Raw genomic sequence first — 21,308 nt, 5'->3', positions numbered from 1 at the left:
TAGTTAACGAATGTAGTAAAAATATAGCGTTTTGATATGAATTTAAATTGAATAATTACTTTTAGAAAAACCAAAAGCTACCCGGTTTATTGAGTAGCTTTTGGTTTTATATAAAAATAAGGTTGAAACTTATAGTTTTCCATTTTTGATTTCTTCCACAATTTCCGGATTTAATAAAGTTGTGGTGTCTCCAAAGTTTGAAAAATCCCCTTCGGCAATCTTACGAAGAATGCGTCGCATGATTTTCCCGGATCGGGTTTTTGGCAATCCGGAAACAAATTGAATTTTGTCTAATTTCGCTATAGGACCAATATGATCTGCGATATGTTGGTTGATTTCTTTAGCCAAATTAGCTTTGTCGCGTTTTTCTCCTGTTTCTTTTAGAATTACAAAACCGTACAAAGCATTTCCTTTGATGTCATGAGGGAAACCTACAATAGCACTTTCGGCAACTGCCGGATGTTCGTTGATGGCATCTTCAATAGGAGCAGTTCCTAAATTGTGTCCTGAAACAATAATTACATCATCCACACGACCTGTGATTCTGTAATAGCCCACTTCATCACGTAAAGCACCGTCACCACTGAAATATTTTCCCGGGAAAGTAGAGAAATACGTTTCTTTATAACGTTTGTGATCACCCCAAATGGTTCTTGCAATTCCAGGCCAAGGGTACTTAATACACAAACTTCCTACTACCTGATTGTCTTCAATCTCGTTGCGTTTTTCGTCCATCAAAACAGCCTGGATTCCCGGAAGAGGGAGAGTGGCATACGTTGGTTTTGTTGGTGTAATGAAAGGAATTGGTGAAATCAAAATTCCTCCGGTTTCAGTTTGCCACCAGGTATCCACAACAGGACAACGTTTTCCGCCCACGTGGTCATTGTACCAGTGCCAAGCCTCTTCGTTGATAGGTTCTCCAACTGAACCAATTACTTTTAACGAACTCAAAGGATATTTTTGTACATAATCTAAACTTTCTTTGGCCAAAGCTCTGATGGCTGTTGGTGCCGTATAGAATTGGTTTACTTTATGTTTTTCGATTACTTCCCAAAAACGACTGAAATCAGGGTAAGAAGGAACGCCTTCAAAAATAACAGTGGTAGCTCCGTTTAATAGCGGACCGTATAAAATATAAGAATGTCCGGTAATCCAGCCAATGTCGGCAGTACACCAGAAAACATCATTCTCTTCGTAGTTAAAAACATTTTGGAAAGTATAAGCAGTATAGACCATATAACCTGCTGTTGTATGTACCATTCCTTTTGGTTTTCCGGTAGAACCCGAAGTATAAAGGATAAACAACGGATCTTCGGCATCCATGATTTCGGCAGCATTATTGTCTGATGCTTTTTCCACTAGAGGAGCTAACCATAAGTCACGTCCTTCTTTCATTTGGATATCCGTATTGGTTCTTTGAGCAACTAAAACCGTTTCTACCGATGGACAGTTAACCAATGCTTCGTCAACAATTCCTTTTAGGTCAATGGTTTTATTTCCACGATAACCACCGTCAGAAGTAATCACCATTTTACATTCGCTATCGTTAATTCGGGCAGCAACAGCCGATGCTGAAAATCCGGCAAAAACTACTGAGTGAATGGCTCCAATACGGGCGCAAGCTAATGTAGTAATGGCTAATTCAGGGATCATAGGCAAATAAATACATACACGATCTCCTTTTTGAATTCCTTGGCTCAATAAAACATTTGCCATTTTGCTTACACGTTGGTGTAATTCATTGTAAGTGATCGATTGTGAAGCTTCGTCAGGATTGTTAGGTTCAAAAATGATAGCTGTTTTGTCTCCTTTTTTAGCTAAATGGCGATCGATACAGTTTTTGGTGATATTTACCTTAGCATCTACAAACCATTTTATTTCGGCTTCTGCCATGTTGAAATCAACTACTTTGTCCCATTCCTGGTACCAGGTAAAGTTTTCAGAGGCAATTTTGTCCCAAAATTTCTTCGGGTCTTTGATTGATTTTTTGTACTCTTTAAAGTATTCTTCGAAATTACTAATCTTGTAACGACTCATGATTTTTGTTTGTATTTAGTTTTGTTAGTTTATTAATTCCTGGGCTTGTTCAACGAGTTTTTTCAGAGAAAAAGGTTTGGTTACGTATAAATTAGCTCCTAATGCGAGTCCTTTTTCAATGTCTTTTTCTTTGTTTTTTGCCGAAATAAAAATCACTTTGCAATGATCCAATCGGGCATCTTGTTTGATTTGTTCCAATGTACTGTAACCGTCAACCATAGGCATCATCACGTCGAGAATAATGATGTCCGGCAATTGGTTCTTTAAAATATCCAATGCCTCTTGTCCGTCGCGGGCTATGAATACCTCAAAATTATTTTTTTTAAAAGTGTATTCCAGTGACATTACAATATTAGGTTCGTCATCTACAATTAATATTTTCTTCATTTTTCAGTAGTATTGTAATTGGGTAATGTAAAAATAATGCTTGTTCCTTTTCCGGTTGAGCTCTCCACCCATATTTTTCCTTTATGATGTTCAATAATTTTTTTGCAAATAGCTAATCCTAAACCGCTTCCTATGGGTTTTTTTAGGTTTTGATTTCTGGATTGATAAAATTTATCAAAAATGGCTTCAAAATCTTCGGGTTTTATTTCTTTTCCATTGTTGTGGATACTAACGGATACAAAATCAGGATTTTCGATTAGTTTAATAGTGATTTTCCCGGCTATGCTTTCGCAGAATTTAATCGCATTCGAAAATAGATTATGCAATACCTGAATGATGCGCTCTTCGTCATAAAAGGCTTTTACTTCCCGGGATTGGTCTTTAAAGTCAACATATATATTTTTGTTGGCTATTAATTGTTGTAGCGATTCAAGGGTGTTGTTGATGGTTTGGCAGATATTGTTTTTAGAAAGATAAATTTTTTGTTTCCCGGTTTCAAATTTTTCTAAATCCAAAATTTTGTCAATCAAACGATTGAGTCTGTCGGATTCGGAGATGATATTTTGCAGAAATTTTTGGCGTACTTCGGCAGGAATATTTTCGTCGTCATGCAGGATTTCGGTAGCGGCACGTATTGCTGTTATGGGCGTTCTTAATTCGTGGGTTACCGTGTCCAGAAATTCATCTTTTTGAATGTCTTTGTTAATGAGTTCTTTATTGGCAATTTGAAGTTGCTCTGATAATATTTTTAGCTCATTCGAACTCTCGGTTAGTTTTTTGTTGATGATGATGTTTTCTTTGGATTCTTCCAGAATTCGCAAAACCTCAGGCAGACTTATTTTGTCTTCTTTGGCTACACTGGAAATGACTATTTTGGCGGAAGCCGTACCTATATGACCTGTGAGTAAATTTTCGGCAAATTTGATAAAACGTGCATCGGCAATCTTATTGTCTTTGTCAATATTGTATTTCAGGTTAAAAATAGTCATGGCGCGTTGGGTTCTTTCGATACCTAAAAAACGCTCTAATATTTTTTGAACATCCGAAATATTGGCTGTTCCTTTCCATACATAAGCATTCTCGTGATTGGTGATGTATCGGTCAATATCAACAAACATTTCAGCATAATTGCGTTCGCGATAATTACCGCTAAAACTTACCGAAACCGCCATATAGCTTAGAAAATTGACTAATAAACTCCAGAAAACTGCCTGTGGAATGGGTTCTAAATAATCCAGTCCAAAAAGCTGAAAAGGTTTTAATAATGCGATTCCCCAAGGGCCTTTCTGTACAAAGGTGCTCGCTGAGTTTGTTGTTCCAAGTGCGTATGGAATTAATAAGGTATAAAAACAAACTAAAAAGCCAAGGATAATGCCGGTTATAGCCCCTTTTTTAGAGCCTCTTCTCCAAAATAAACCTCCGAAAAATGCAGGAGCTAATTGAGCTATAATAACAAAAGAAACTAATCCGATGGAAACTAAAGTGTAATCTAAAATAAAAACACGATAGATAATATAGCCTAGAATGATGAGCGAAAAGATTCCGATTTTTCGACTAAGAACGATTCTTTTGGTGTTTTTTTCTTGAGAAACATTTTCTAATGAACCAATAAAACCATAAGGGATTAAAAGGTTGTTACTAAGCATAGTGGCAAGTGTAATCGAAGAAACAATAATCATCGAAATGGCTGCTGAAAATCCTCCCAGAAATACTAAAACGGTTAAGAAATTATTGTTGAAATATTGCGGAATTAGTAATGAATAAGTATCGGAATTCAAACCCTGAGTTCCAAAAAGAATGTTGCCTCCCCAGGCTATTGGAAATACAAAAACATTAAAAAGTAATAAGTAAAGCGGAAGCAACCAAATGGCAGTTCGAATATGTTTTTCCTGATTGTTTTCGACAATTGCGGTGTGAAATTGTCTTGGTAAAATAAAAATGGCAAACATAGAAATCAGACACAGGAAAAACCAGTTGAGTCCGTTAGTCAAATTGCCGATGGTGTTTTTTTTGTCAAAGTTTTCTAAAACGGATGCTTTGGTATAAATATCGTCAAAACCATCGAAAACAAAATAAGTTACATAGATGCCGATAATCAAAAAGAAGACTAATTTTAAAATCGATTCAATGGCTATGGCGGTTACAATTCCGCGTCTTTTTTCGGAAGCATCAACGTATTTGTTACCGTAATAAGAAGCAAATAGTGCTAAGGCAATGCAAATATAAGTAGTGTTGTCTGTAAAAATATTGGAACTCGCCTGTGTCTTGGTAACAACGTGAAAAGTATCGGATATGGCTTTTAGCTGTAAGGCAATGTAGGGTACAATTCCGAAAATAGAAATTAAAGTAACTAAGGCTCCCAGTGATCGACTGTTGCCGTAACGCAACGAAATAAAATCGGCAATACTGGTTATTTTGTTGACTCTCGAAATTCGGATAATTCTTTTAAGGATGATAATCCAGGTGGGAATAATGATTATTGGGCCTAAATAAATGGGTAAATAATCCAAACCGGTTTGTGCTGCTAAACCAATACTACCGTAATAGGTCCAGGCAGTACAATAAACCGCCAGTGAAAATGAATAAACATAAGGGTTGTTAGTCCATTTAGAATGGCTTCTTTTTTCAGACCAATGTGCAATGTAAAAAAGCATTACTACATAGATGGCTAAGATTAACAACAGCCCCAGACTACTCATAATATTTTTTTACAATTAGGTAGGTGGTGCCAATTGAAAATAAGCAGGCCGAAAAGATGTAGATATAAGTAATAGGGAAACCAAATAAGGGTTTCGAACTATCAAATAATAGAATAAGCGGAATGTTCAATGCTAAAATCATCAGCATTGAAAGGATAATTAATTTTTGTTCATGTCTTTTTTTCATTGAACTAAAAAATACAATAGCCTTAAATGAATAAGGCTATTGCATGTTATTTTTTATAAAGGTAAAAGCTGTTTACCTAATTTTTCATTAATTACAATTGCGGCTGCTTCGTAAAAAGCAAAAAATCCGCATAAAATTCCTTCGTAACCTGCAATGGTATGAATTTGTTCACTTCCTGTAAAACTAGCTGCTGCTAATAGCGCAAATAAAATTACCAGTGAGCCAAAAATCAATTTTCCAACGGTATTACCATTTAGAGTTCCTATAAAAAAAGCAAATGTAAATAATCCCCACATCCCTAAGTAGCATCCCATTGAAGCGCCATCAGGTTTGTTGACACCTATTAAAGGCAGCAGCCATAAAGCAACCAATGATAACCAAAAGAAACCATAAGAAGTAAAGGCTGCCATGGCAAAACCGTTTCCTTTTTTCCATTCCATAATTCCGGCAATAACCTGTTGTGTTCCGCCAAAAAATATTCCCATTCCCATAATCATCGCATTGAGATCAAAGAATCCTGCATTGTGGATGTTTAATAAAATAGTTGTCATTCCGAAGCCGAAGAGTCCCAGTGGAGCTGGATTGGCAGTAGTGTCTTTTAGTACTTGTTCCATAATTGGTTTAAAATTTTAAGGTTGTTTTGGGTTAAATAGGATAGCAAATTCAGTTTTTTTGTTTGTATAAAAAAATAATATATATATAATTGTAAAGAGTATAGTTATTTTTTAAATCGTTCCCATTTGATAAGCATGAATTTATCACCCAGTTCGGTGATAATCATTCCTGCACCTGAGATGGTTTCTTTGTTTTTTATATATTCTACTAGTTCTAAGTGGTTTAGTATTTTGTATGTGGGATGGTAGTTAGTGTTTACCGGTTTTTTTATATTGAAAGATTTTATCCAATTGCTTATGCTTACATGCGAAACGCCAATAATGCGTTCGATTTCTCTGTAACTCAATCCTTCGAGATAAAGTTGTAAGGCTTTGGTAACATAGTAATCGTCTATTTTTTTTCCCAATTTGCTCACAGTGAAAAAATAGTTGCATTTTTTGCATAAATACCTTTGCTTTTGGTTAATAACACCACTTTTTACTATTTTATTTTCCTGGCATTTTGGGCAACTGATATCTTCCATGTATATAAAATTTGCATAAATATACTAAATTAGCAAATATGTTTCAATAAAACGTTATTTGTTATTTTATACTAATGAATTTTGCAAAAAAATGAGCGTCTTACTGTGATTGGGAATAAGGGTTTTAGGTTTTTTTTGTGTGAAATTAAAAAAAAGTTATAATTTAATGAGTATATAATAAAAAAGATGTCCTTTATATAGGAAAGAACTTTTTTGAATGTGATTTTGGTTAGTCATATAGTTGGTAAAAAGAGTTGCTGTTTTATTGGTAACTCTTTTTTAAGATAATAAATAAGTTTTCAGGAATAACAAAATAGTAATTTAAGTAATAAACTTTTGAATTTGAAAAAGCAAATTTTACATAACACAGTTCTTGATGATAACGAACTATGGTTGGAGATGAAAGCCGGGGATGAGAAAGCTTTTTCGACACTTTTTAAGAGGTACTATGGTTATTTGATTCAGTACGGGAATTCATTCTCGTCCTTTTCTGAAAAAATTCAGGATTGTGTTCAGGATGTTTTTACTGATATCTGGGTATATAGAAATAGTTTGAGTGATACAGTAGTGGTAAAAGCCTACTTGCTGTCGAGTGTTCGTAAACGTATTGTGCGTTTACAGCAGCGTGATAAAATTTTCAGCAAAACAACATCGGTGGATGCAGTTGCTTTTTTACTGGATTTTTCGGTAGAGCATCAGTTGATTTCGGATGAATTGACTGCCGGGAAAGTGGCGCATTTGAATAAGTTATTAAATGTTTTACCGGCCAGACAAAAAGAGGCCTTGTATTTAAGGTATCATCATGGTTTGAATGTGGAAGAAGTTGCCGGGATTTTGAATGTTAATTACCAGTCGGCTAATAATTTACTGCATCGTGCCTTGGTAAATATTCGTAAGGAGTGGAAGGGGAATTTAATTTTGATATTAGTTTTTTGGGCTAATTGGATATAAATTAAAGTTAGAAGTTAGTGAGTATGAAAGTTGGATGCTGTCCTTATTAAGACAGAATAATATAGTTTTTTAAATGAAGAATCGTAATCAATATAGTGAAATAGAAGATTTTTTGGCAGATGAGTCATTCCGATTGTGGATGCGGTCAAAAGAAGATTCGAACGGTTGGGAAGAATGGACTTTGGAAAATCCTAAGCGGGCAAAACTGGTAGAAGAAGCCCGTTTGTGGTTGTTAGCTATGGAAGTTCCGGAGGTTAATGTGTCACAGGAACAGCTGGATGCTGCTTTGCAAAATACCTGGATGAAAATTGAAAAAGCAGAACAGGAAAGTAAAATGGAACTCAAGCTAATCCAGTTGTGGAATACTTCTTGGTTTAGAAAAATTGCTGCCATTCTGGTAGTTGGTTTGCTGTCGTTTTATGCTTATGATAATTATTTCAGTACTGAAAGATATGCTGCTAATTACGAACAAATAGTAAGTAATCTGGATGAAGATGGCTTGATTGAGCAAATTAATAATTCAAATAAACCTCAAATTTTGACCTTGTCTGACGGGAGTTCAGTATTGTTGCAACCAAAGAGTAAGTTAAGTTATCCAAAGCTATTTGAAGGTAATGAGCGAAATGTATATTTATCAGGAGAAGCTTTTTTTGAAATTAGCAAAAATCCCAAAAAACCATTTTTTGTTCATGCCAATGAGATTGTTACCAAAGTTGTAGGAACCAGTTTTAGAATCAAAGCTTATGCTGACCAATCGGATGTGGAGGTTGTAGTACGAACAGGAAAGGTAAAAGTAAATGCTGAGAAATTAATTCGAAATTCATCTCAGGAAGAAATCGTGCTGTTGCCTAATGAGGCATTACGATTTGAGAGAAAAAACAAAACTTTTGATAAAATTACTGATATCACTTTGGATAAATCCATCAGTAGTTCGGTAAAAAGTATAGAACAATTGAGTTTCGAGTTTAGTGATATTCCTGTAGCTCAAATTTTTAAAACGATAGAGCAGGCTTATTCTGTGGAGATTGATTACCCAAAACAGCAATTAGAAAAATGCCATTTAACGACTTCTTTGAGTGATCAGCCATTGCCTGAAAAACTAAAGATTATATGCAAGAGTATTGGTGAGAATTCCAGTTATACCATGAACGGAAATCAAATAACTATTGTTTCTAAAGGATGTAATTAGATGAAAAAAACAGCGAAATAAAATATAAAAAACAGCGTCGATATGCTGCAACATCATCGACGCCTAAAGCTTCACCCTCACTCTGCAAAGTGGGGTTGAAATGTTTCTTAGAATACCCACAAATAGTATTAATTAATAAACAAACCAAAATTATGAAAAAAACCGTAGTAAAACAACGATTACTAATCCGACTCATGAAGATGACTTTATACCAATTTGTATTAGCGCTGGTTTTCTCAACTGTGACTATGGCAAATAGCCTGGGACAAGGAAAATTAGATACCAAAGTAACTATTTCTATATCTGATATGAACTTAAATAAAGCATTATCTGAATTAGGAAAATCAGCCGATGTTAAGTTTTCTTATAATTCCAGAATGGTTGCTTTTGATCAAAAAGTGAGTGTTGAAGCGACTAATGAAGTCTTATCAACAGTGCTTTCAAGAGTGCTAAAGCCGCTTAACATTACTTACACTCTTGTTAGTAATCAAATTGTTTTGCAAAAAGCAAAATCAAACGAAGCACCTGGTGTTTCTGCAGTTGAGCAACAACAAAAAGTACTTACAGGGGTAGTTGTAGATGCCAATGGACTTTCGTTGCCGGGTGCAAGTGTTCTTGTAAAAGGAACCACTAACAGTACTTCAACTGATATGGATGGAAAGTTTTCTATTCGTGTGGATGATGCAGCTAAAATATTAGTGATTTCTTTTATTGGTTTTGATACTGTAGAAATCCCGGTAGCAAATAAAACCGATTTTAAAATTACTTTGAAAGAATCATCACAGAGTTTAGAAGAAGTTGTTGTTATTGGGTATGGTACCGTTAAAAAATCAGATTTAACGGGAGCTGTTACTAGAGTTAGTGCAGAAGAATTAAATGATCGACCAGTAAGCAATGCTATGGAGGCTTTACAAGGGAAGGCAGCCGGTGTTGATATTACTACCAGTGAACGCCCAGGGACACTTGGAACGGTTCGTATTCGTGGACGACGTTCATTAGATGCTACCAGCGATCCTCTTTATGTAGTTGATGGAGTACCATTGTTATCTTCTTCAGCTATTGAAACTTTGAATCCTAGAGATATTGAATCTATTGATGTTCTTAAAGATGCCTCTGCTACGGCTATTTATGGTTCTCGTGGTGCAAACGGAGTTATAATTGTTACAACAAAACAAGGGAAATCCGGAAGATTCAATTTGAATTACTCAGCTACATTAACAACTACTAACATTGTAGATCGTTCCCCATCAATGAGTGCAGCTGATTTTATTCAATTCAAACGTTGGGCGGCATATAACTCAAGTATGCTAGATCCAAACTCATTCCAATATGCACACCCAGACTCACCTACCTATGCTAGTGATTTTCAGTTGTTTGCCAGTGGTTTAGACGTTAACGCTACACGAGATAATGTATTGAAAGGTTGGGAAAGCGGAACATGGGATCCCTCAAAGGTAACTAACACCAATTGGACTGACTTTGTAACCCGTACAGGTATCATGAATGAACACGTAATCAGTGGTAGTGGTGGATCTGAAAAAGTAAATAGCTACGTTTCTTTTGGTTACTTAAGCAACAAAGGAACACAAAGAGGGCAAGACTACTCTCGTTATACTACAAAATTGACAACCAACATTACACCTGTAGATTGGTTTAAATTGAATGCTTCATTGAATATTTCATGGAGCGAACAAGATTTCGGTATGTCCACTTTAGGAGGACGTAGTGGATCTGTACCTAATGCAATTTACGGAGCAGCTAAATCTATTTTTAATATGGCTGTTCCTTATGATGCGGATGGCAACTTAATAATTAATCCAGGTGGAGAAAATGGAATCTATACCATAATGGACGAATGGAAAAAAAGCACTCAATTGTCACAAACTATGCGTGCTTTAGGTAATATTTCTGCCACTATTGAAATAGGAAAAATTTGGGAACCTCTAAAAGGATTGAGTTACAAATTTAATTTTGGCCCCGATTTTCGTCATTGGAGAGAAGGGGTTTATATTGACGGTACTTCTTCACACAGAATTAATTCAAATGGTACTCCTGGAAGAAACTTTGCCCGATTGAGAAACGAACGTGATTTCTCTTGGACTTTGGATAACATGATTGTCTATGATCGCACTTTTAGTAAACACAAGGTGGGAGCTACTATAGTACAAAGTGCATCTTCTTGGGATGAAGAATTCTCTTCTTTAGCAGCAAGTAACATTGCTAAACCTTCTTTCTTATGGAATGCTTTAGGCGATATCGATTTAACAAATGCTAATAATGGTGCAAGCATGAGTTCTGGTATTATACAACGTCAAATTTATTCGTATTTAGGTCGTTTTAATTATGGATTTGATGACCGTTATTTATTAACCGTTTCAGGACGTTATGATGCGGTATCTCAATTGTCTGAGGGATACAAATGGGATTTCTTCCCTTCAGCAGCCTTAGCCTGGCGTTTGGATCAAGAGGAATTTATTAAAAACACTGACTGGATTAACAACCTTAAACTTCGTTTGGGATTTGGTACTGTTGGGAACTCTGCTATAGACCCTTATGACACTAAAGGAAATATCAGAAACTTAAATCTCCCATTCAATGGAATAAGTAATCAAGTAGGTTATACTACCAATGAACCTTATTACACAGGCGATTTAACACCAATGGCAAACCCTGCACTGGGTTGGGAAAAGACGACGCAATACAATCTTGGGGTTGATTTTGGTTTTCTTAAAAATAGAATTAGCGGTAGTATAGAATTTTATAGATCCTTTACAAATGATTTAATATTGAACACAGCTTTACCAACATTGACAGGTTACGACAGAACTATTGCTAACATAGGAAAAACCAGTAATAAAGGAGTTGAAGTTACTTTAAATTTCACTCCTATACAAACAGAAAGTGGATTTACATGGGAAAGTAGTTTAAATGCAGCCTGGCAAAAAGATAAAATTGAAGGATTGGCTTATGGTAAAAACGACATGGTGCAGGATACACGCTTCATCGGCCAACAAATCAGTGTTCGATATGGTTTTGACAACTTAGGTTTATGGCAAGACACCCCTGAAGACCAAGCCGAAATGGCATTATGGAAAGCTAACGGCTATAATTTTACACCAGGTAATGTACGTCCAAAAGATCAAAACGGGGACTACGACATGACTATTGAAGACAGAACAATCATAGGTAATAGTGATCCAAATTGGACTATGGGATGGAGTAATACTTTCAATTACAAAGGCTTTGAGTTATCAGCACTATTGTACGGACGTATGGGTTATACAGCCTCCTTAGGTGGAGAAGCGTTGACAGGAACAAGCAACCAACGCCAAGTAGATTACTGGACTCCTGATAATCCAAATGCTGAATTCCAAAAACCATTGTTAGGACAAGCATCTGCCGGATCAAGAGATCCTTATTCAGGACTTCTTGGGTTTACAAAAGCTTCTTTTGTAAAAATCCGTAATATTTCTCTAGGGTATAATTTCCCTAAAGAATACACTTCAGCAATTGGATTAGCTAATTTAAAAATCTATGCTCAGGCAGTGAATCCTGGTAGTATTTATCAATCAGTTGACTGGTATGATTTTGACACTAATTCAACTATCTTCAATCGTAGTTTTGTTATGGGAATTGAAGTTGGATTTTAGTAAAATACGTTATAACGAATCTAACAAAGTAATAATATTAAAATATAGTAAAATGAATAAATTTAAAAATATAGGAATCGGTCTGCTGCTATTAACGGGACTGTCTTTCAGCTCTTGCTCCAAAGACTTTCTGGATGAAGAGCAAACAAATCGCTATTCAACAGATTATTTTGAGACAGCAGAAGGACTTGAAGCTTTAACCCTATCACTTTACGGTAACATCAGATGGCATTTTGGGTTTGAATGGGCTTATGGAATTACACTTTACGGAACGGATGAGTTTACCAATGCGAATGACTTAACCAATCAAATGTGGAATAATTATGATAACCGTTTAGCACCTTTTAGAGCAACTCCTGCTTTAGGAGCTGCAAATAATAACGCAACAGGACCGGAAGCACTTTGGGATCAGATGTATTTTGGTATTGCGTCAGCCAATAGAATCATTGCCAATGCCAATAAAATTTCAGACCTAACAGTTAGGAACCGTTGTTTAGCACATGCTTATTTCCTTCGCGGATACAATTATTATCGTCTTACTGCTCAATATGGAGGTGTAGTATTACAGACTAAACCTGTAGTTGGAATTGTACGTAACTTTACCCGTTCTACTGACGAACAATGTTGGGAGCAAGTAATTTCTGATTTCCGTAATGCTTACAATTTGTTTGAAGGAGAAATTTTTACTTATGGTAAAGGAATTACATGGACAAAGGCTACAGCTGCACATTTCCTAGCAAAAGCCTTATTATTCCGTTCTTCAGAACGAAATGATGCCTGGAACAGCGCTTACAAAGATGCAGATTTGAATGAAGCTATTGATGCTTGTACTTATGCTATTAATGCTCGAGGTCCATTAACGAGCAACTATAGAGATTTGTTCGGAAACTGGACTGGAGTGGATTCGGCTGCTGAGCAACAAAACGAAATTCTTATGGCAGCAGGACACAATGCAGACCCAATTACAGCAGGACGTTTTGGAAACCGTACCTACAATTATTTCGCTCCTCAATTCTCAAATTTTGCAGGAGGTTGGGTTCGCCGTGGGGTATGGATTGGAAGTATGGATTTTCAACGTTGTCGTCCTACTGAGTACAGTTATGCCGTTTATGATCACGTCAATGACTCCCGTATGTGGAAAACATTTAAAACCGTTTATGGTGCCAATACTATTGTAGGAGCAAATCCAAACGGAGTTCAACTTGGCGATCCTGCTATTGTAATGATTTTAAATACAAAAGACGATGCTACTTATAATGGCTATACTTTTGGGTCAACCAACCAAAATCCAACATGGAGAGATGATAATAGTAGATTGCCAGCCTGGACTGTTGGTTCTCGTCAAACAGCTACTTCCGGATCTTTAACTACCAAAGTAGGACACTATTCTCCGAACTCATTAGTATTGTATAAAAATGGAACTTATGTAGCTCCAACATTCGGGACAGGTACTAGTTTCAGTAACTTCTTTGCAGGTATCAACAAAACCGAAGATGGATCTCGCCAGGCAGAAAGAGGAGATTCACGACGTGATGTAACTATGGCACGTTTGGGAGAGACTTATCTTGTTAGAGCTGAATGTTATGCACGTTTAGGACAATATGCTGAAGCAATGGGAGATATTAATATCATTCGTGCCCGAGCCCAATGGAAAAATGGAGAAAATAGATCATATTATAGAGATGGTTCACAAGCGTTTGAAACGAATGGATTAAATACAGGGACAAATGCAACCAATTATATCAATTCTAATTTGAATATGAATACGTATTATTTGTCTAATCCTACTCTTGCTGTCACTACAGCTGCGTCTAATTTACAATTAACTTCATTTCCGGCTAATTTACCTGCTGAAGATGAAGCTGTAATGACTAAGGTTGGAGCAAGTTCTAATTACCAGCGTGCCTTACACTTTATATTAAACGAGCGTACTCGTGAATTATTAGGAGAATGGCAACGTTGGGAAACTTTATCGCGTACTGGAACCTTAATCACCCGTGCTAAAGCGTTTAACACAGAAGCAGCTCCTAATATTACTGCTAACAAACATGAATTACGTCCTATACCGCAATCTTTTATAGATGGCTTACGAAATGATGATGGTTCTAATTTAACTGAAGCACAGGCAAGAGCTTGGCAAAACCCAGGATACATAACGAATTAAGATTTTTCTTGTTTTTAAATTACCCTCAAATTGTATTTTACTTTTTGAGGGTATTTTTTTTATAATTATTTAAGCTTGAATTAATAAATGTTTTTTTTACATTTGTTAATTCGGACTTCTTGTTAAAAAAAACAGGACAAGTTAATTTTATAAAGAATAAAACCAATGAAAAATAAAATGAAACTGAGTATTGTTGCATTTATAATGAGTTTTGTAATGGTCTTACCAACTTTTGCAAACAACAATATAAAGTTAGCCCATCCGGGTTCAGTATATTTATTTGCCTATACTCCGGAAAATTTATCGGGTAGAACAGGATTACAGTTTGCCTGGAGTGTCGACAGAAAAAATTGGTATTCGGTAGGGCAGAATTATAATTTTTTATATTCCGATTATGGAAGATGGGGTTCTCAAAAAAAGATGATAGCGCCTTATCTTTTTAAGGCTGTTGACGGAATGTGGCATTGTGTGTGGAGTTTGAATGATAAAGATGGAACTTTTGCGCATGCGGCTTCTAAAGATTTGATTAGCTGGGGACGTCAGTCGTATCCTGTGGTCATGAAAGATAATAATTGCCTGAAACCGATAGTTTCTCAAAATAACGGAATTTTTGCGATATCATGGAAGAGTTCGGCTAATGCCACAAATGGATTATTTGCTGTAACTACAACGGATTTTGTAAAATATGCTGCTACAAAAACAATTCAGGAATCAGAGCGTGTCGATTTAAGGGAAGCTGTTGCCATTGCTGGGATTGTTCAAAACGGAACCGTAAACAAAGTTTCCTGGGATGTGGTGAATGATTTAATTAAGGCTGAACAACTAGTAGCTTATAAAAATCAATTGAATGGGGAAACTTCAAAAACCGATGCTAGTCGTTTTGCTTCACTTAAAACACTAAATGCGACCATTACTGTAGAAGCTTCTCAAAGTAAAAAAATAAGCAACATGCTCACGGGGGTGTTTTTCGAAGATATCAATTATGCTGCTGATGGAGGATTGTATGCTGAGTTGATTCAGAATCGTGATTTTGAATATGCTTTGAGTGACAAGGAAGGTCACGATAAATCATGGAATAGTTCTAAATCCTGGACTATTGAAGGAACTCAAAATACATTTAATATCGATTCAATTTCGCCAATTCATGAAAATAATAAGCATTATGCTGTTTTAAAAATCGCTGAGGTTGGAAAAGGATTTATCAACGAAGGTTTTGATGGGATTGCTTTGAAAGCGGGTGAGAAATATGATTTTTCGGTTTTTGTTAGCAATTTGGCTGGAGCCAATACAAAATTACTGGTTCGTTTAGTAGGTGAAAATGGAGAAAAATATGCCGAAACGACTATTAATTCGAACAGCGTAAATTGGAAAAAATATAATGCTGTTTTGGTTTCCAATAAAACAATAGCCGATGCAAAATTGGAGATTGTTCCTCAAAATATAGGAAGTATTGCCTTGGATATGATTTCGTTGTTTCCACAAAAAACATTCAAAGGGCGTAAAAATGGCCTTCGTGCCGATTTGGCTCAAACTATTGCTGACATTCAGCCAAAATTCATGCGTTTTCCGGGTGGATGTGTAGCTCATGGTGATGGATTGGGGAATATTTACCATTGGAAAAACACCATTGGTCCATTAGAATCCAGAAAACCACAACGCAATCTTTGGGGTTACCACCAGTCGATGGGATTGGGTTATTTTGAGTATTTTCAGTTTTGTGAAGATATGGGAGCAGCTCCTTTACCGGTTGTAGCTGCTGGAGTTCCTTGCCAAAATTCAGGAACAGGCGGAGCCGGACAACAAGGCGGAATCCCGATGAGTGAAATGGACGAATATGTTCAGGATGTTTTAGATTTAATCGAATATGCCAATGGTGATGTGAATACCAAATGGGGAAAGAAAAGAGCCGAAGCAGGACATCCCAAACCATTCAATCTTAAATATGTTGGTGTAGGAAATGAAGATTTGATAACGGATATTTTTGAAGAGCGTTTTACGATGATTTTTAATGCTGTAAAAGCAAAATATCCCGAAATTACCGTTATTGGTACGGTTGGACCTTTTTATGAAGGAACGGATTATAACGAAGGTTGGGCTCTTGCCGATAAATTGAATATTCCAATGGTGGACGAACATTATTACGAATCAGTGGGATGGTTTATCAATAATCAGGATTTTTATGATAAATACGATCGTTCGAAATCAAAAGTATATCTTGGGGAATATGCTGCTTTTTTACAGGGACGTCCTAATAATATCGAAACAGCTTTGGCGGAAGCCTTATATTTAACGTCAATTGAACGCAATGGAGATGTGGTAAGTATGGCTTCTATTGCGCCAATGCTTGCCAAAGAAGGTCACACACAATGGAATCCGGATATTATTTATTTCAATAATTCGGAAGTGAAACCAACAGTGGGTTATCAGGTTCAAAAAATGTACGGAAACAATGCAGGAGATGTTTATTTCTCTAATGATATTAGTATTTCTGATACCAGTGAATCGGTTAGAAAACGCATTGGAGTTTCGGTTGTGCGCGATAGTAAAAGCAATGATTTAATTGTAAAATTGGTTAACATGCTTCCGGTTTCGGTAAATACACAATTGAATTTGAAAAATCTTGGAGTAGTGGCTTCCAATGCAAGTCGTACGTTGTTAACTGGAGCACCAGATAGTAAAACGGCTTTGCCAAAAACAGATACTATTGCAGTAAACGAGGAGTTTTCAAGTGAACTGCCAGCGTATTCATTTTCGCTTATTCGAATAAAAACCAAAAAATAATTAGAAATAAATCAAGGAGGAATTTATTTTCTATAATCCAACTAAAACCAAAATTATGATATTAAAAAATGTAAAAAACAATCTATGGTCGGTTGTTTTGATTACGCTGAGTGCTACTGCTTATAGTCAGTCAGCACAATTGCAGTCTTTTCCGTTAATTTCTGTTCGTTTGTTAGAAAGTCCTTTTCAAAAGGCGCAGCAAACCGATATGAAATATATTTTAGAACTCGATGCCGATAGGCTGCTGGCACCTTATTTAAAAGAAGCCGGAATCACGCCTCTAAAGGATAATTATGGCAATTGGGAAAATACAGGATTGGATGGTCACATTGGTGGACATTATCTTTCGGCTTTATCGGAGATGTATGCCGCAACTGGAAATCAGCAAATAAAAGAACGTTTAGATTATGTGCTGGATTGGCTGGAAAAATGCCAATTAAAAAATGGAGACGGTTATATAGGCGGTGTTCCTGGAAGTAAGGCATTGTGGGCTGATATTGCTAAAGGCAAGATTGATGCGGGTGGTTTTTCGTTAAACGGAAAATGGGTGCCTTGGTATAATGTTCATAAGGTTTACGCGGGTCTTGTGGATGCTTACAAACTAACGGGGAATGAAAAAGCTAAAAAGATGCTAATTCAATTGTCCGATTGGTGTTTGAAATTAGTGGCTAATCTTTCGGATGAGCAAATCCAATTAATGCTAAAAAGCGAGCATGGCGGAATGAACGAAGTTTTTGCGGATGTTGCCGCAATTACAGGAGATAAAAAATATTTAGTTTTGGCTGAAAAATTTTCGCACAAGACCATTTTGAATCCTTTGTTAAAAGATGAAGACAAGCTGAATGGTATTCATGCCAATACACAAATTCCAAAAGTAATCGGTTTTATGCGTGTAGCCGAAGTAGGTGGTGATACAAAATGGGCTGATGCGGCTAACTTTTTTTGGAAAACAGTAGTCGAAAATAGAACCATTTCCATAGGAGGAAATAGTGTGAGAGAACATTTTAATCCTTCGAATGATTTTTCGTCCATGCTTGAATCCAGAGAAGGTCCTGAAACCTGCAACAGTTACAACATGCTTAAATTGAGTAAGCATTTGTTTCTGGCACATCCTGAGGCTAAATACATGGATTATTACGAGCGTACCACTTACAATCATATTTTATCATCGCAGCATCCTGAAGGAGGATTTGTTTATTTTACGCCTATTCGTCCGCGTCATTACCGTGTGTATTCGGAGTCACAGGAATCTTTTTGGTGTTGTGTGGGTTCTGGTTTAGAAAATCACGGAAAATATGGCGAAATGATTTACGCTCATGATGCTACCAATTTGTACGTGAATCTTTTTATTCCTTCCACTTTAGAATGGAAAGAAAAAGGATTGAGGCTGACACAAAATACCAAATTTCCTTTCGAAGAACAATCAGTCTTTACATTGGATTTGAAAAAAGCGCAAAAGTTTGCGGTTAAGTTCAGATATCCTTCCTGGATAACGAACGAAGAAATGAAAATTAAGGTAAATGGCAAAGAAGTAGCGATTGAAAAAGATGCGAATTCTTATGTTTCTATTAATCGAAAATGGAAATCAGGAGATGTTATTTCAATAGTGCTGCCAATGCACAATAGCGCAGAACAACTTCCGGACAAATCGGCTTGGGTTTCATTTGTGCATGGACCAATAGTTCTGGCTGCTGTTACAGGTGAGACTGATTTAATAGGCTTAAGAGCCGATGGAAGCCGAATGGGGCATATTGCAAACGGACCAATTTATCCAATTGAAGAAGCGCCAATGTTGGTTTCAAATTCGACTGATTTAGCACAGTCAATAACAGCAGTAAAAAACAAACCTTTTACGTATTCGATTTCAGATATTACGTATCAGGATCAGTTTAAGAATCTACAATTGGTACCTTTCTTCCAAATTCACGATGCCAGATATATGTTGTATTGGCCTTTTACCACAAAGGAAAAATTACCTGAGTTGCAAGCTGCAATGAAAGAAAGAGAAGATGCGAAAATGAAATTGGAAGCTGTAACAGTAGATTTAGTTACGGCTGGAGAGCAGCAACCTGAAAACGATCATAATTTTAAAGGAGAGAAAACTGATACCGGAATTTATAAAGAACGTCATTATAGAAACGGAACGGGATTCTTTAGCTATGATTTGAAAAACCCAAAAGCGGAAGCACGTAAGTTGAGAATCACTTATTTTGGTTCGGATAAAAACAGAAAATTTGATGTTTATCTGAACTCCGTTTTAGTTGCTTCGATTGCGATGGATGGAAAAGAAGGCAATCAGTTTATTGATAAAATAATTGAAATTCCGGCCGAAATTTTAAAATCAAATGCAAAGTTGCTGGAAGTGAAATTTCAAGCCAAACCGAATTCGTCTATTACAGGTATTTACGAAGTACGCTTGATGAAATAGACTCAAAAATAATAATTAGAAAACCTTTTGGAAACAAAAGGTTTTCTAATTTAGTGCCACAATTGTAACAGACAGAAAATCTTAACAAGAAAATATGTTAGCAAAAATAATCAGTACAAACAATTCTAAAACCATAATACTCATTCGTTTAATTGTGGGGGCAGTATTTTTATCAGAAGGTATTCAAAAGTTTTTATTTCCGGCACTTCGGGGAGCAGGAAGGTTTGAAAAAATAGGTTTGCCATCGCCTGAATTCTTAGGCAGTTTTGTTGGTGCGTTTGAAATTATTTGCGGTTTGTTGCTCTTAATCGGGTTGTTTTCAAGGTTGGCAAGTATTCCTTTGATTGTAATTATGCTTGTGGCATTGGCAATAACAAAATCAGAAGTTTATTTAGAGGAAGGATTATGGGAATTGATCCACGAAAGCAGAACTGATTGGGCAATGCTTTTAGGGAGTTTCTTTTTATTAATTGAAGGTAGTGGCGGTTACTCATTTGACAAAATGATAATAAGGAATGGTAGATAAAGCAGAATTAAAAGATTTAGCAAAGCTTTTTTTAAAACTCGGTATAATTGGTTTTGGCGGTCCTGCGGCTCATATTGCAATGATGCGGGAAGAAGTAGTTGTAAGGCGAAAGTGGTTAACGGAGCAACATTTTTTAGATTTAATAGGTGCGACCAATTTGATTCCGGGGCCTAATAGCACCGAAATGGCTATTCATGTTGGACATGAAAAAGCAGGCTGGAAAGGTTTATTGATTGCGGGACTTTGTTTTATTTTACCTGCGGTTTTTATAACAGGAATTTTTGCCTGGCTTTACAAGCAATTCGGGCAGCTTCCTCGGGTGCAGCCTTTTGTTTACGGAATAAAACCTGCAATAATTGCTGTGATTCTGGGGGCTATTTTTCCATTGGCAAAAAAATCATTAAAATCATTCGAATTGCTCATCGTTGGTCTTCTGGTTTTAAGTTGTTCTTTGCTGGGTATTAATGAAATTTACCTGATGTTTGGAGCAGGATTTCTTGCTTTGTTTTTGGATTCTATTCGAAATAAATCCTTGAGAAATACCAATAGTGTTTTCCCTTTAGCTTTTTTGCCGATAACCAAGACCGTTTTTCTTTCGGTAACCAACTCAAATCTATTTTTGATTTTTTTAAAAATAGGCGCCATACTTTATGGAAGTGGTTATGTATTGTTTGCTTTTTTAGATACTGAGCTGGTCGCAACGGGATTTTTGTCAAGAGCTCAACTTATTGACGCTATCGCTGTTGGGCAATTTACACCGGGACCGGTTTTTTCTTCGGTAACATTTATTGGTTATCAAATTAATGGACTATCCGGAGCTGTTGTTGCTACTATTGGGGTTTTTCTGCCGTCTTTTGTTTTTGTTGTCTTACTGAATCCATTGGTTAAGAAAATGCGGAATTCAAATAGCTTTGCTGTATTTTTAGATGCCGTAAATGTGGCTTCGGTGGCAATTATTGTTGCTGTTTGTGTGCTAATGACCAAAGAAACCATCACAGACTGGCGTACTATTTTAATTGCGGTTTTGAGTATTGGAGTAAGTTTTGGTTACAAAAAACTAAATAGTGCGTTTGTTGTTTTGGGAGGTTCTTTAATGGGGTATTTGTTGGCGTTGCTGTAATTTTTTTGAGATAGTTTGCTTGTTCTTTTTCTAAAAGATAAAAGCGAATAA

General features: G+C 36.3%; 14 protein-coding genes and 1 pseudogene. 8 read left to right on the top strand and 7 right to left on the bottom strand.

Annotated features, from left to right (window positions below):
- Nucleotides 1-129: 129 nt before the first annotated feature.
- From acs to BIW12_RS16705, 7 genes and pseudogenes are all read right to left on the bottom strand, one after another.
- Complete coding sequence (gene acs / locus BIW12_RS04505; protein ID WP_071184004.1) at nucleotides 130-2,037, bottom strand: acetate--CoA ligase; 1,908 nt, start codon at nucleotides 2,035-2,037, stop codon at nucleotides 130-132.
- Nucleotides 2,038-2,061: 24 nt separating this feature from the next.
- The gene (locus tag BIW12_RS04500) at nucleotides 2,062-2,424 is read right to left on the bottom strand and encodes a response regulator transcription factor (protein WP_071184003.1); all 363 of its coding nucleotides are present in this window, start codon (nucleotides 2,422-2,424) and stop codon (nucleotides 2,062-2,064) included.
- Entirely contained in the window at nucleotides 2,421-5,123 is a 2,703-nt protein-coding gene (locus BIW12_RS04495; RefSeq protein ID WP_071184002.1) for an ATP-binding protein, read from the bottom strand. Before BIW12_RS04495 ends, BIW12_RS04500 begins: the two co-directional genes overlap by 4 nt.
- Entirely contained in the window at nucleotides 5,116-5,310 is a 195-nt protein-coding gene (locus BIW12_RS04490) for a hypothetical protein (RefSeq protein WP_071184001.1), read from the bottom strand. Before BIW12_RS04490 ends, BIW12_RS04495 begins: the two co-directional genes overlap by 8 nt.
- A 53-nt stretch (nucleotides 5,311-5,363) precedes the next feature.
- Complete coding sequence (locus BIW12_RS04485) at nucleotides 5,364-5,924, bottom strand: acetate uptake transporter (RefSeq protein ID WP_071184000.1); 561 nt, start codon at nucleotides 5,922-5,924, stop codon at nucleotides 5,364-5,366.
- Nucleotides 5,925-6,028: 104 nt separating this feature from the next.
- Complete coding sequence (locus tag BIW12_RS04480; protein WP_140486086.1) at nucleotides 6,029-6,331, bottom strand: helix-turn-helix domain-containing protein; 303 nt, start codon at nucleotides 6,329-6,331, stop codon at nucleotides 6,029-6,031.
- 21 nt (nucleotides 6,332-6,352) lie between these two features.
- Nucleotides 6,353-6,448: pseudogene (locus tag BIW12_RS16705) on the bottom strand (transposase-like zinc-binding domain-containing protein); the annotation flags it as partial.
- A 342-nt stretch (nucleotides 6,449-6,790) separates the two neighbouring features.
- On the opposite strand from BIW12_RS16705, the gene BIW12_RS04475 reads away from it, so the two are divergent.
- From BIW12_RS04475 to chrA, 8 genes are all read left to right on the top strand, one after another.
- Entirely contained in the window at nucleotides 6,791-7,399 is a 609-nt protein-coding gene (locus tag BIW12_RS04475; RefSeq protein WP_071186129.1) for an RNA polymerase sigma factor, read from the top strand.
- Nucleotides 7,400-7,472: 73 nt separating this feature from the next.
- Nucleotides 7,473-8,588: a FecR family protein gene (locus BIW12_RS04470; RefSeq protein ID WP_071183998.1), complete on the top strand. Its 1,116-nt coding sequence runs from the start codon at nucleotides 7,473-7,475 to the stop codon at nucleotides 8,586-8,588.
- A 152-nt stretch (nucleotides 8,589-8,740) separates the two neighbouring features.
- Complete coding sequence (locus BIW12_RS04465; protein ID WP_071186127.1) at nucleotides 8,741-12,238, top strand: TonB-dependent receptor; 3,498 nt, start codon at nucleotides 8,741-8,743, stop codon at nucleotides 12,236-12,238.
- A gap of 52 nt (nucleotides 12,239-12,290) precedes the next feature.
- Nucleotides 12,291-14,402 carry a RagB/SusD family nutrient uptake outer membrane protein gene (locus BIW12_RS04460; protein WP_071186125.1) on the top strand — a complete coding sequence of 704 codons (2,112 nt, stop codon included), beginning with the start codon at nucleotides 12,291-12,293 and terminating at the stop codon, nucleotides 14,400-14,402.
- Between the two features lie 165 nt (nucleotides 14,403-14,567).
- Nucleotides 14,568-17,183 (top strand): alpha-L-arabinofuranosidase C-terminal domain-containing protein, encoded by a 2,616-nt coding sequence (locus tag BIW12_RS04455; protein ID WP_071183997.1) that lies wholly within the window; start codon nucleotides 14,568-14,570, stop codon nucleotides 17,181-17,183.
- Nucleotides 17,184-17,238: 55 nt separating this feature from the next.
- The gene (locus BIW12_RS04450) at nucleotides 17,239-19,611 is read left to right on the top strand and encodes a glycoside hydrolase family 127 protein (RefSeq protein WP_071183996.1); all 2,373 of its coding nucleotides are present in this window, start codon (nucleotides 17,239-17,241) and stop codon (nucleotides 19,609-19,611) included.
- 94 nt (nucleotides 19,612-19,705) lie between these two features.
- A complete protein-coding gene (locus BIW12_RS04445; protein ID WP_071183995.1) occupies nucleotides 19,706-20,137 on the top strand; it encodes a DoxX family protein in 432 nt (143 codons plus the stop codon).
- On the top strand, nucleotides 20,127-21,257 hold the full coding sequence (chrA, locus tag BIW12_RS04440) for a chromate efflux transporter (protein WP_071183994.1): 1,131 nt from the start codon (nucleotides 20,127-20,129) through the stop codon (nucleotides 21,255-21,257). Before BIW12_RS04445 ends, chrA begins: the two co-directional genes overlap by 11 nt.
- The last annotated feature ends 51 nt before the right edge of the window (nucleotides 21,258-21,308 follow it).

It is taken from the genome of Flavobacterium commune (genome assembly GCF_001857965.1).
Lineage (GTDB): Bacteria > Bacteroidota > Bacteroidia > Flavobacteriales > Flavobacteriaceae > Flavobacterium > Flavobacterium commune.
This window is presented reverse-complemented; position numbering and strand designations above follow the sequence as displayed.

Coding starts and splice junctions, on each gene's coding strand:
- BIW12_RS04490 (WP_071184001.1), bottom strand. CDS start 5,310: ATGAAAAAAAGACATGAACAAAAATTAATTATCCTTTCAATGCTGATG.
- BIW12_RS04485 (WP_071184000.1), bottom strand. CDS start 5,924: ATGGAACAAGTACTAAAAGACACTACTGCCAATCCAGCTCCACTGGGA.
- BIW12_RS04445 (WP_071183995.1), top strand. CDS start 19,706: ATGTTAGCAAAAATAATCAGTACAAACAATTCTAAAACCATAATACTC.
- BIW12_RS04465 (WP_071186127.1), top strand. CDS start 8,741: ATGAAAAAAACCGTAGTAAAACAACGATTACTAATCCGACTCATGAAG.
- BIW12_RS04450 (WP_071183996.1), top strand. CDS start 17,239: ATGATATTAAAAAATGTAAAAAACAATCTATGGTCGGTTGTTTTGATT.
- BIW12_RS04470 (WP_071183998.1), top strand. CDS start 7,473: ATGAAGAATCGTAATCAATATAGTGAAATAGAAGATTTTTTGGCAGAT.
- chrA (WP_071183994.1), top strand. CDS start 20,127: ATGGTAGATAAAGCAGAATTAAAAGATTTAGCAAAGCTTTTTTTAAAA.
- BIW12_RS04455 (WP_071183997.1), top strand. CDS start 14,568: ATGAAAAATAAAATGAAACTGAGTATTGTTGCATTTATAATGAGTTTT.
- acs (WP_071184004.1), bottom strand. CDS start 2,037: ATGAGTCGTTACAAGATTAGTAATTTCGAAGAATACTTTAAAGAGTAC.
- BIW12_RS04500 (WP_071184003.1), bottom strand. CDS start 2,424: ATGAAGAAAATATTAATTGTAGATGACGAACCTAATATTGTAATGTCA.
- BIW12_RS04495 (WP_071184002.1), bottom strand. CDS start 5,123: ATGAGTAGTCTGGGGCTGTTGTTAATCTTAGCCATCTATGTAGTAATG.
- BIW12_RS04460 (WP_071186125.1), top strand. CDS start 12,291: ATGAATAAATTTAAAAATATAGGAATCGGTCTGCTGCTATTAACGGGA.